Genomic DNA, 11,828 nt, shown 5'->3' with positions numbered 1-11,828 from the left:
GACTAATGGGGAGCTGTTGGAAGGCGGCTGTCCGACTTAATCCATCCAATGTGCTGGCAGGATTGCCCATCCAGCCAAACACCAAGCTGCGGATGAAGTTCGAGCCGCTGAGTTTGCGCTGGCGTTGAATGAAGCCGCTTTTTTTGCTAACGCGTCCGCTTTTTCATACAAGATGGCTTGCAATGCGGTGGCTACTTTTGTCAGTATCAATGCGCGGTCTCCTTGTCGAAGTCGATCTATTCGGTGTGCAAAACTAATAGCCTACCAGAGAGGGAGACCGCTTTCGCGGGTTAAAGTTGATGCGTATAGGTATCCGCCATACGCCGCCAGCGTTCCGAATTCATGTGACCGATTTTGACAATATCCGGCTTCACCAACTCATGGATACGCGCCGCTTCAAACTGCAACGCCTCACGGTTCAACTGCGGGTAACGTTTCAGCAACACCGTGATCATATCATCGGGATTTTCTAGGGCGTATTGCCAACCGCGCACCACCGCACGGCGTAACGCCGCCACTTGCGCAGGGTGTTCCTCTAGGTGGCGCTCACTGGTAAACAAAGTATCGCCGTAAAAATCCACCCCGTAAGTGATCGGTTGGATATAGTGAATGTCGCGCCCCGTCTGTGTATTGAAAAAAGGCTCACTGGTCATGTAGCCGTAGTCCGCATCTACCTGCCCAGACAGCAATGCATCCATGCCCGGTCGATTCGGTTGCAATGCCAGCGCATCCAACGTCACCCCTTCGTTCACAAACATCGCCGCGATTTCCACAATCGGCTGCCCGCCAACCTGCATTCCAATGCGTTTATGGGCTAAATCGTGCGGGGTGCGCAAACCTGCCTTACCCTCGGTCATTAACATCGCGGGCGAATGTTGGAAAATACTCGCCAACGCCACCACCGGCTTGCCTTGCAAACGGTAGTACACCAATTCCCCAGCCTCAATCGCATAGTCCGCCCGCCGCTCCAACACCTCAAGCAAAGGCGCAATGTCTGAACCACCGGGCAGTAACGTGACATCCAACCCCTAAGCCGTACTCCAGCGCGGCATAATACCCCGCAAACTGGAACTGCGGTTGCCACTTCAATTGCACGGTAACGGATTCTAACGGTGGTGCGGAGGCACCTACAGGCGGGAGCAACAGAGACAAGCCAACCAGCAACACCCAGCGACAAATCGCTAGGCCTACTGGCTTGAACGATGAAATGTTCTTAAACAAATATCCCACGCAATAAATAGAAGAACATCACTGATAGTAACGCACCCGCAGGCAAAGTGACTACCCATGACATAAAGATACCGCCAACCACACGCAAATCAATGGCCGCAATACCACGTGCAAAGCCTACACCTAACACTGCGCCGACCAAGGTATGCGTGGTTGACACCGGAATCCCGGTGTAAGAAGCCATCACCACCGTCATTGCTGTCGCAATTTCAGCAGAAAACCCACGGGTAGGGGTCAACTCAGTAATGCCATTCCCAACGGTTTGGATAACCTTATAACCTAATGTTGCCAGGCCAATCACGATACCAACCGCACCGACCAGTAGTGCCCACGGCGGTACACTTGCTTTGGCTGCCATCACACCACTTTGCGCCACGTCAATAACCGCAGCCATTGGTCCGACTGCATTCGCCACATCATTCGAGCCATGGGCAAATGCCATTGCCGAGGCGGTAAACAACATCAATACCCCAAAGATTTTTTCCACATTGGCATAATGGAAACGCTTTTCTGCCAGTTGGTCGAATTTGACACGGCTAATCAGGATACGCCCAATCAAGGCAATCACAATGCCGATAACCACCGACAACACCAAATCCATACCGTCATCCAAATGGAGACCGACGTGTTTCAGCCCCTTCTTGATGGTCAACAACGACAGTACGAAACCCACCATGAACAAGTAAAACGGCCCGTACTTAATAGCGTTCTGCAAAGGGTTTTTGGTATTCAACACCAACTTTTGGAGGCTCATAAAAATTAAGAAAGCCACCACCCCTGAAATTATCGGTGAGAACACCCAACTTACGGCTGTCGTACCAACCGTTTCCCAATTGACCGCATCAACGCCCACACCAACTGCGGCAAACCCCACAACTGCACCAACGATACTGTGCGTGGTCGAAACTGGCCACCCACGCATTGAAGCAATCAGCAACCATGTTCCTGCGGCTAATAACGAGCCAAGCATCCCCCACACCAACATTTCGGGGTTAGCACTGAAAGCATCCATATCCACCAAACCTTTGCGGATGGTTTCGGTCACTTGCCCACCCGCAAGGTATGCCCCCGCAAACTCAAAAATCGCGGCAAGAATCAACGCCTGCTTAATCGTAATCGCTTTCGAGCCAACCGACGTCGCCATCGCATTAGCAACGTCATTCGCCCCAATCCCCCACGCCATGAAAATCCCAAAAACGGCCGCAAGGGTGATATATACCATCGTGGTATCAGTAAAAAACTCCATGAGATCCCCTTAACGTGCCAGCATCAGTTGTAAACGGCTACCCACCCGCTGGGCATCATCCGCGACCCGTCCCATCCACTCAATCAAGCGGTAGGTGAACATCACATCAGTCGGTCGCAACGTATCTTCAAGCGTAAATAGAATTTTGCGCAATTCCACTTGGCACTCATCCGTTTGGCGCTCAATCCGGCTGAGTTCCTTGAGCATCTCCTCAACACGTTCGACTTCCATGCCACGGAAGCCCGTTTCCACTAACTCATCCAACTCATTAATAACCTCCAACGCCTGTTTGACGGCTGCGACACAACGCTGGGTGTATTGCAAAAATAGCGCCTGCATGTTTTCCGGTAAACGCATTTTGCGCCCCACCACCATACCCGCAATGTCTTTGGCTTGGTTAATGATTTGGTCTTGCATCCACAGTACGTCCAGCAAGTCACGGCGATCTACCGGCATAAAAAACCCACGCGGCAAGTTATGGCGTAAGTCCTTTTTCATATCGTCAGCCAAATGTTCGCTTTCGACAATAGCCTGATGTGCAGCCGTAATTTGCTGCTCATCGTCGCTATTCATCCCCTCTGCCAACATAATTAAGTGCTTGATTCCCTTGTAAACACAATACATGTGCTCTTGGAGTGGGCGTATCGGCGATTTGCCAAACAAGCCTGCGATATGGTTTTTAGGCATAACACTTACCTTCTCGAAGCTAAAAAACCCGGATAGTATGAACATGCCGTTCATCAAGTCAAAGGCAAATCATCAAGTTGACACAATCTTTTGGTACGTAGCCACTCTTGCCGTGACAAACCCCACACATCATTGCACAATGTCATCCGACTAAAAATTCAGTCTGGTAGATAAACAAACGAAATGCACTTAAAAACCAAACATCTCGACCTGCTTGCTGACAATAATCTTCCCCAATCAGTCTTATTTAATGTCTTCGACACCGTGACCCTAGAACGCGGCATCGAGTATTACGATAGCGGTAAAGTCAGCAGTTTTCGGGCCGAAAAAAGTGGTAACGGCAATGTGTCGATCACAGCAAAGGTTCAAGGTAGCGGTCAAGCACCCTATGTCACTGTCGTTAATTACAACGAACAGTCCCCACGCTGGATTACCGGTGTCTGCACCTGTGCCGTTACCATGGCGTGCAAACACGCGGTAGCAGCATTGTTTGAATACCTCGAACATGCACGTAAGCAAAAGGCTAGAGAACCCCAGCGTAAAACCGTGCCTGCTTTTATGGCAGCCACCATGCCCACTGCAAAAAATACAACCCGTTCCCCTGTCGATTTGTGGTTACAGGCACTCAGCAATGTCCACAAACCTGTGGAACCCTCATTGTTTGAAGGTGAAACGGAATTATCCAACGCCCACTTGCTGTATTTTCTGGATACGGATACCTACGATCACCCCACGCTGAGCCTATACAAAGCCAATCTGTTGAAAAAAGGCGGGTATGGCAAACCCGCCCATGTCCAGCTTGAAGCCTTACTCACCCCGTACCGGGCACGTAATTTCAGTTACGAACCCCATGACCTAATGATTGCCCAATTACTTGCCATGCCCGGAATGCGCTTTTTACATCATTGGAATAAAGGCAATCTCAGCGGCAAAATCGGTGAACAAGCACTCTTGGAAGTTCTCAAAACCGGACGAGCATTTTGGGCTACCGTAGACACTTGGCAACGCGAGGCACAACCGCTGCATCTTGGCAGCCCACGGCACTTACAATTCACCTGGCAACAGAATGACCAGCACGAATTCACCGTCGACATGCACACCACGCCCCCTATTGCCCAGCATTTTTGGCTCAATGCTAAATTGTGGTATATCGACACTACCACTCTCACCTGCGGTTTGCTGCAACACCCTGACCTTAGCCCACAACAGGTAGAGAAATTCCTCAACGCGCCGCCCATCCCCGCCGAACAAGCAGATAGTGTTAGTGAACGCTTGTTGGATGCTTTACCCGATGCCGACATCCCCGCCCCTTCTCCCAACATTAACCACCCCATCGAAGACCAATACGCCCCCCCTATTCCCGACCTATACCTACGCAGCACCACGTTGCCCGAAACCGGTCTGAACACGCATATTGCCAGCTTGCGCTTCAACTACGCGGGCAAACTGTTGCAACCCCAACAGCACAAACCCAGCACCTTGTTCAAAGAAGGCAAGCAACGCTACCGCATCCACCGCGACTTACCCGCCGAACAACAAGCCTTGGATACCTTAGCGGATTATGGTTTTGAAAGTGCCAGCAACCGCTTTGCAGATTTACACCGTCTCGAACTCTTGATGCACCCCGACACCCCGGCACTGACCGCATTACGCTGGAACGACTTTCTGGATCACGGTGTCGACGCACTGCGCCAAGACGGCTGGAATGTGACGCTGGACGCCAACTTTGACCTGCATTTCGACATCGTGGGGGATTTGGATGCAGCATGGGAAGCAAGCGCCAACGGCAATGAGTGGTTTGAAATTAGCCTAGGCTTTGAGGTGGAAGGCCAACGTATCAACCTGTTACCAATTTTGGTCGACATGCTGGGGCAAATGGAAAGCCCGCAAGCCTTACGTGAGCTATTGGAACGCCAGCCCTACGTATTCGTGCCACTGTCCGGCAATCGCTGGGCAAAACTCGAATCGCAACGCCTCGCGGGGATTCTGGAAACACTGGTCGAACTGTACGACCACCAGCCCCTCAATGCGGATGGCAACCTAGAGCTCAGCAAATACCAAGGCACTAGCCTTGGCGCACTGCTCAATGCGCCAGGTATGAAATGGAAAGGCGCGGAAGAACTGCTACTGTTAACCCAAAAACTACGCGATTTCCAAGGTATCCAAGCGGTGGAATTGCCCGAAGGTTTGCAGGCTGACTTACGCCACTACCAACACGCAGGCTTAAACTGGTTGCAGTTTCTGCGCGAATACCAGTTTAACGGTATCCTCGCAGACGATATGGGCTTAGGCAAAACCTTGCAAACCCTCACGCATTTACTGCTGGAAAAGCAAGCGGGACGCTTAGAACAAGCGGCACTCGTCATTGCCCCCACCAGCTTGATGGGTAACTGGCGGCGTGAAGCAGCGCGTTTCACCCCGGATTTACGGGTACAAGTGATTCACGGCAATGATCGCCATAAACATTTCGAGCATCTCAATCACTATGACCTCATTCTCACCACTTACCCCTTGATTGTGCGCGATGAAGAGCAATACCTGCGCCACACCTTCCACTACCTAATTTTGGATGAGGCACAAGCCATCAAGAATGCCGCATCCCGCACCACCCAAGTGATTTACACACTCAAAGCACACCACCGTCTGTGCCTGACAGGCACGCCACTGGAAAATCACCTAGGGGAACTGTGGTCGATGTACCATTTCCTGATGCCCGGTTTTTTAGGCACGCACGACAAATTCACCCGCCTGTTCCGCACACCAATTGAAAAACAGGGGGATGTCGGCAGGCAACAGCAATTGCGCCACCGCGTGCTGCCCTTCATGCTACGCCGTACCAAAGAACTGGTTGCCAGCGAATTACCCCTGAAAACCGAGATCATTCGTAGCGTTGCCTTAGACGGCAAACAACGCGACCTTTACGAAACCGTGCGCTTGGCGATGGACACCAAATTACAGGAAGAAATCAGCAAAAATGGTTTTGCCCGCAGCCATATCATGATCCTTGATGCTTTACTCAAACTGCGCCAAGTGTGTTGTGACCCGCGCTTGGTCAAACTCGATAAAGCCAAAAAAGTTGAGCAATCTGCCAAACTTGAGTTGTTAATGACACTCTTGCCGGAAATGTTAGAAGAAGGCCGTAAAGTACTGCTGTTCTCACAATTCACGTCGATGCTAGCTTTGATCGAACAGGAGTTATTCAGCGCCAATATCACCTACGCCAAATTGACCGGGCAAACCAAAAACCGCGAAGAAGTCATTGCGCACTTTCAAGAAGGTGACGCGCAAGTTTTCCTGATTAGCCTCAAAGCAGGCGGCACGGGGTTGAACCTCACCGCTGCCGATACCGTGATTCACTACGACCCTTGGTGGAATCCAGCCGTCGAACAACAAGCAACGGATCGTGCTCACCGCATCGGTCAAGACAAACCTGTATTCGTCTACAAACTCATCACCGAAGACACGGTAGAGGAAAAAATCCTGAAGTTGCAGGAAAAAAAGCAGATGCTCGCCAATGGCTTGTATTCAGAAACTGGTGCACAAGAAGGGGTGCGCTTCAGCTCCGAGGATTTGATGGATTTATTGAAGCCCTTGGAGCAGTGAGCTGCTAAACAACACTTTACCAACGTATTTGGCTCCGGCAGGGGTCAAATGCCCACCATCATACGACATCAGCTCCAATTCATCGGTGAACAAGCGGCACGTTTCCCCTTCTCCGCAAATCAAACGTTGTTGATCAATAAACACCGCATCCCCCAAACTCGCACGTAATAACTGATTCGCTGCCAGAGGCTTAGGATCAACCTTATTACGCAACTCACGTAATTCCGTATCAGATAACTTCAAATAATTTCTCAGCGACACTTTGCCAAAATCTTTTGCACCCACGACCACCAATTGCTGATCAGGGCGCAGCTTGAGGTTATGGAGCGTGACAGGCAAGCGTTGTGCTGCCCACTCTTGCCAACGTGCCACTAAAATCACCACATCCGCCTCCGCTATCTGGGCAGCCGCTTGCATCAGATTATCGGATTCAGCACACAAAGCTGCATCTTTAGGCTGAATGAATGCCCCCCCTTCATCCCCCCACGTCAATTGACAACGGGTCGGAATGTAGCGTGTGCGCAACTGGTATTTCGACAAATAACCATTTTCCAGTACCCCATTGAAAAAGTCCTGTGCATGGCTATCACCGATGATCAACGCTTTTTTACGGGAATCGGTCGGCTCAAATGGCATTTTTTGCACTGCCAGAAAACGTTGACGGGTATATTCACCGTTGACTTTGGTATCAGCCGCTTGCAGCAAAGCCTCGCGATCCTCAGCCGCCACTGGCAATGCCATGCTCAACAACCCCGCCAATACCCATGAAGTGCACCACAAACGCATGAGATTTCCCTTACAAGTTAACGTATTGCTCAATCGGCAAAACGGCTTGCCAAACCGTCCGTCCACACCAAACCAGCCCCAAGCGCGATGAATAGCAGACTGCCGATCACTGCCGCACTAAAAATTTGAGTACGGGTAAAACGATGCCGATCACGGAATGGCTGTTCCACAAAACGCCAACTAAACCACGCTAACCCTAACGTTATAATGCATAAGCCTGCCATTAAGCCGACACTGGGTTCTTCCAGTGCTTGTAAACGCGCAAACACAAACACCGGCTGATGCCACAAATATGCACTATAAGAAATCAGCCCAACCCACACCAAGGGGCGGGTCACCAACAACTGACCGACCCACGTTGCAGGCGTTGCAAACACTATCAGCAACACCGCCCCTAAGGTCGGCACCAGCGCATACACACTCGGAAACGGCATCCCCTCATCAAAGAAAAATACCGCGTAACCCAGTAGCACCAGCCCGAATACACTGGCTATTTGTGCCATGATACCGTTTGTTACCAACACCTTGTTCTGAAGGTAAAACGCTGCCAAAGCTCCCACCATCAACTCCCACGCACGGCTGGGAATTAGGTAGAAATTGGCTTCCACCGAGCTACGCCATAACCATTCCGACCACGCTAAACTCAATAGCGCCACCAGAGCCAACACCACCACCAGCCAACGTTTCCCCAAGCCCCATGCCAGTACCATGATTAGCGGAAACACGAGGTAATACTGCTCTTCGACCGCGAGACTCCACGTATGCAACAACGGTATTTGTTCTGCTGTCGCCGCAAAATAATCGGTTTGCAGCCAAAACAATAGATTGGAAGCAGACACTGCCACAGCCATCACACTCTTACCAAAATCCACCAATTCAGCGGGCAACAACAGCCACCAAGCAAACGGTAAGCAGGCGAGTAACACGAAAAACAGCGCAGGCAAAATACGCCGCGCACGACGCTCATAAAAACCGGCAAGCGTGAATTTTCCCGCTGCCAGTTCTTCCACAATAATCGAGGTAATCAAAAAACCACTGATGACAAAAAAGACATCAACCCCGACAAAACCACCACTAACAGTAGAAAATCCGGCATGGAACAGGATAACGGGCAGTACCGCCAAAGCGCGTAGCCCGTCAATTTCGCGTCTGTAAATCACGTTGCGTTATTCCACCAAACCCAACACGCCTGCACCGCGATCTTCCGGCACATCCGTAATGCCGCGCAACTGACGACTGGTGTCGATCAGGTCATGAATAATCGGCATTAACACCAATTCAATCGCCATCAGCATCTTGCTGCTAGGTACAACCAAGGTGTTACGCCGTGACATAAAAGCCCCAGGAATATCAGACAATAGTGGCGGGAAATCCGGTAAGAACTTAGGGGCGAAACGGATCACCAAATAGCACTCATCAGGGGTCGGCAACACCTCTGCGCCAAAGGGATCGGAGGTGTCCACCAATGGAATCAATTGGAAGTTGATGTGAGTGCGCATGAATTGCGGGGTGATATGATGCACATAATCATGCAAACGCTTCAGCAACCCCGTTTTAGCTTCTTCCAACGCCACTCCCCGGTTCTTAACTTCATGCTGAATTTTAGCCATCCATTCCAAATTCGCATTCGGTGAAATGCCAATCGACAAATCAGGGTATTGGGAAAGGTCAATGTCATCTGCTACCGCTGCACCGTGTAACCCACGATACAATAACAAATCACTGTCAGGATCCATCGGCTCCCAAGGCGTAAACGTACCAACGTCTTGTCCGTACTTAGCCGCTTGCCCCGGTGTGTGCAAATAGTGACGGTATGAACCTTTACCCACCGCAGCATACTCGAAAAATAAACTTTCCAGCTTTTCAAGATGATTACCTTCGGGGCCGAAATGCCCTAACACTCGACCAGCTTCCTGGGCTTTGCGTACTTCCTCTCGCATGGCAACGCGGTCATAACGGCGAAATGCGCTGCCATCGATATAAACCGCCTTGACCCGTTCACGGTAAAAAATCCGTTCTAACGCTTGAATAACAGACACAGAACCGGATTCCATCGCACCGGTAATAGCAACAATAGGGTGTTTTGCTGACATGAAACCTCCTCCTGAAAAAACGTTATGGCGTAGAGCATAACATCACCCCATTCGGTTGGGATAGCTACCCAAAGTGAGCGTGGTGACTTCACCTCATTGCAGCAAACTAACCCACAGCATAGAATACAAGGTTTTTCGCCCCTAGGATTCACACACGATGACAACCGCTTCTAATCTGCCCGTCACCCGCGCCCTGCTAAGCGTTTCTGACAAATCGGGCGTGCTCGAATTCGCTCGTTTCTTACACGGTCAAGGCGTACACCTGCTATCCACAGGGGGCACTGCTAAATTGCTGGCAGAGAATGGCGTACCCGTCACCGAAGTTTCCGACCATACGGGTTTCCCTGAAATGATGGACGGGCGTGTTAAAACCCTGCATCCCAAAATCCATGGGGGTATTTTAGGGCGTCGCGGTGTCGATGATGCCATCATGACCGAACATAACATCGGACGCATCGACCTGATCGTGGTTAATCTCTACCCGTTTGAAGCGACTGTTTCCAAACCGGGCTGTACCTTTGAAGATGCCGTGGAAAATATCGACATCGGTGGCCCCACCATGGTACGCGCCAGTGCCAAAAACCATGCACATGTCACCATCGTGACAGAACCCGGCGATTACGCCCGCATTCAAGCGGAAATGGAAGCCAGCGCAGGCTGTATCAGCCCTGCGACCCGTTTCGACCTTGCGATTAAAGCCTTTGAACACACCGCACGTTACGATGGCATGATTGCCAACTACTTCGGTGCACGGGTCGGTGAAGCCAGCCACGCACAACCTGCTACCTTCCCGCGTACTTTCAGCTTGCAAGTCGCCAAAAAACAAGATTGCCGTTACGGTGAAAACAGCCATCAAGCAGGTGCATTCTATGCCGAATACAATGCGCCGGTTGGCAGCATTGCCACAGCCACCCAGATTCAAGGCAAAGAACTGTCTTACAACAATATCGCTGACACCGATGCAGCATTGGAATGCGTCAAGCAATTTGACGGTGCACCGGCTTGCGTCATCGTCAAACACGCGAATCCTTGTGGGGTTGCGGTCGGTGCGAACCTGCTAGAAGCGTACAACCGCGCTTATAGCACTGACCCTGAATCGGCTTTTGGCGGCATTATCGCTTTCAACCAACCACTGGACGGTGAAACAGCCAAAGTGATCGTCGAGCGTCAGTTTGTCGAAGTCATCATCGCGCCAGGTGTTTCCCCTGAAGCGGTTGCCGTGGTTGCTGCCAAGAAAAACGTGCGCTTGTTGACCGTCGATCAGTGGGGTTCTGAAGTTGCTGCTCGCTTGGACTTCAAACGTGTCAACGGTGGCTTGCTGGTGCAAACGGCTGACCTTGCATTACTTGATGAGCTGAAAGTCGTGTCGACGCGCCAACCGACCGAAGCGGAATTACTGGATCTGCAATTTGCGTGGAAGGTTGCCAAATTCGTTAAATCCAACGCGATTGTGTACGCGAAAGGCAATATGACGATCGGCGTGGGTGCGGGTCAGATGAGCCGCATCAATTCCGCACGGATTGCAGGCATTAAAGCGGAACATGCCGGGCTGGTTGTACCGGGTTCGGTCATGGCATCGGATGCGTTCTTCCCATTCCGCGATGGTATCGACAGCGCAGCAGCTGCGGGCATCAAAGCGGTCATTCAACCGGGCGGTTCAATGCGTGATGAAGAGGTGATTGCGGCAGCGAATGAGCATGGCATGGCGATGGTCTTTACTGGGATGCGCCACTTTAGGCACTAATAGACTTAGCGGTAAGGGCGAGAAATGTTTCGCCCTTACCTTGCAGTGAAAGCATTAGAAATTAGAAGGGGACGTGAAAGAGCTGGCGAATGCCTTTTTTCATACGATTACTGGCACTTTCCGATTGTTCTTGAGTAGCAGCAAACACTTCACGCGGTGTATAGCCAAAGGTTTCATTGAACATACCAAAATCAATGCGGAAACTTTCACCTTCTACATAATAAGAAAGCAATTCCACCAATGGCATTTCACGATCGTGATGGGGTTTAACTGTTTTAATAAAGCCTTGACGACTCAGTTCAGTCGTTGCTTTTACGATTCTTTTACGGTTATTTTCATCAATTACATGCCATGCGATTAAACCACTTTCAGGCGTTGCTTGGTCATGGTCAATGGCTCTCAGGGTAAATGTCTTAATCATCGTTATATTTCCGTCATC

Annotated in this window: 10 protein-coding genes; 2 read left to right on the top strand and 8 right to left on the bottom strand. The window is 50.8% G+C overall.

Features of this window, described 5'->3' with window-relative positions; translation table 11 throughout:
- Positions 1 to 36: 36 nt before the first annotated feature.
- The 4 genes from BLV87_RS19525 to BLV87_RS16860 all read right to left on the bottom strand — a co-directional run bounded on the left by BLV87_RS19525 (position 37) and on the right by BLV87_RS16860 (position 3,163).
- Positions 37 to 210: a hypothetical protein gene (locus tag BLV87_RS19525; RefSeq protein ID WP_175517799.1), complete on the bottom strand. Its 174-nt coding sequence runs from the start codon at positions 208 to 210 to the stop codon at positions 37 to 39.
- Positions 211 to 290: 80 nt separating this feature from the next.
- Entirely contained in the window at positions 291 to 1,025 is a 735-nt protein-coding gene (locus BLV87_RS16870; RefSeq protein WP_093070572.1) for an ABC transporter substrate-binding protein, read from the bottom strand.
- A 188-nt stretch (positions 1,026 to 1,213) separates the two neighbouring features.
- On the bottom strand, positions 1,214 to 2,476 hold the full coding sequence (locus tag BLV87_RS16865) for an inorganic phosphate transporter (RefSeq protein ID WP_093070571.1): 1,263 nt from the start codon (positions 2,474 to 2,476) through the stop codon (positions 1,214 to 1,216).
- Positions 2,477 to 2,485: 9 nt separating this feature from the next.
- Positions 2,486 to 3,163, bottom strand: coding sequence for a TIGR00153 family protein (locus BLV87_RS16860; RefSeq protein ID WP_093070569.1), 678 nt, complete (start codon positions 3,161 to 3,163; stop codon positions 2,486 to 2,488).
- Positions 3,164 to 3,346: 183 nt separating this feature from the next.
- Between BLV87_RS16860 and BLV87_RS16855 the strand changes: the two genes are divergently transcribed.
- A complete protein-coding gene (locus tag BLV87_RS16855; RefSeq protein ID WP_093070568.1) occupies positions 3,347 to 6,766 on the top strand; it encodes a DEAD/DEAH box helicase in 3,420 nt (1,139 codons plus the stop codon).
- Here the strand turns inward: BLV87_RS16855 and BLV87_RS16850 are convergent.
- Genes BLV87_RS16850 through BLV87_RS16840 form a run of 3 tightly spaced genes read right to left on the bottom strand, consistent with a single transcriptional unit; the run spans position 6,743 to position 9,645 of the window.
- Positions 6,743 to 7,552, bottom strand: coding sequence for an SGNH hydrolase domain-containing protein (locus tag BLV87_RS16850; RefSeq protein ID WP_093070566.1), 810 nt, complete (start codon positions 7,550 to 7,552; stop codon positions 6,743 to 6,745). The two genes, BLV87_RS16855 and BLV87_RS16850, sit on opposite strands and share 24 nt — an antisense overlap.
- A 29-nt stretch (positions 7,553 to 7,581) precedes the next feature.
- A complete protein-coding gene (locus BLV87_RS16845; RefSeq protein ID WP_093070564.1) occupies positions 7,582 to 8,712 on the bottom strand; it encodes an acyltransferase family protein in 1,131 nt (376 codons plus the stop codon).
- Positions 8,713 to 8,718: 6 nt separating this feature from the next.
- Positions 8,719 to 9,645: a nucleoside/nucleotide kinase family protein gene (locus BLV87_RS16840; RefSeq protein ID WP_093070563.1), complete on the bottom strand. Its 927-nt coding sequence runs from the start codon at positions 9,643 to 9,645 to the stop codon at positions 8,719 to 8,721.
- A gap of 157 nt (positions 9,646 to 9,802) precedes the next feature.
- Between BLV87_RS16840 and purH the strand changes: the two genes are divergently transcribed.
- Complete coding sequence (gene purH / locus BLV87_RS16835; protein ID WP_093070561.1) at positions 9,803 to 11,389, top strand: bifunctional phosphoribosylaminoimidazolecarboxamide formyltransferase/IMP cyclohydrolase; 1,587 nt, start codon at positions 9,803 to 9,805, stop codon at positions 11,387 to 11,389.
- 61 nt (positions 11,390 to 11,450) lie between these two features.
- Here the strand turns inward: purH and BLV87_RS16830 are convergent, their stop codons facing one another.
- Positions 11,451 to 11,810 (bottom strand): hypothetical protein, encoded by a 360-nt coding sequence (locus BLV87_RS16830; RefSeq protein ID WP_093070559.1) that lies wholly within the window; start codon positions 11,808 to 11,810, stop codon positions 11,451 to 11,453.
- Positions 11,811 to 11,828: the final 18 nt, after the last annotated feature.

Origin of the sequence: Thiothrix caldifontis (assembly GCF_900107695.1) — a bacterium.
In the GTDB taxonomy this organism is placed as follows: domain Bacteria; phylum Pseudomonadota; class Gammaproteobacteria; order Thiotrichales; family Thiotrichaceae; genus Thiothrix; species Thiothrix caldifontis.
The sequence above is the reverse complement of the archived record's forward strand: the minus strand, read 5'-3'. Positions and strand labels throughout refer to the sequence as shown.

Bases quoted from the DNA above. Each gene is read 5' to 3' on its own strand.
- BLV87_RS16865 (WP_093070571.1), bottom strand. From the start codon at position 2,476: ATGGAGTTTTTTACTGATACCACGATGGTATATATCACCCTTGCGGCC.
- BLV87_RS16855 (WP_093070568.1), top strand. From the start codon at position 3,347: ATGCACTTAAAAACCAAACATCTCGACCTGCTTGCTGACAATAATCTT.
- purH (WP_093070561.1), top strand. From the start codon at position 9,803: ATGACAACCGCTTCTAATCTGCCCGTCACCCGCGCCCTGCTAAGCGTT.
- BLV87_RS16850 (WP_093070566.1), bottom strand. From the start codon at position 7,552: ATGCGTTTGTGGTGCACTTCATGGGTATTGGCGGGGTTGTTGAGCATG.
- BLV87_RS16840 (WP_093070563.1), bottom strand. From the start codon at position 9,645: ATGTCAGCAAAACACCCTATTGTTGCTATTACCGGTGCGATGGAATCC.
- BLV87_RS16830 (WP_093070559.1), bottom strand. From the start codon at position 11,810: ATGATTAAGACATTTACCCTGAGAGCCATTGACCATGACCAAGCAACG.
- BLV87_RS16860 (WP_093070569.1), bottom strand. From the start codon at position 3,163: ATGCCTAAAAACCATATCGCAGGCTTGTTTGGCAAATCGCCGATACGC.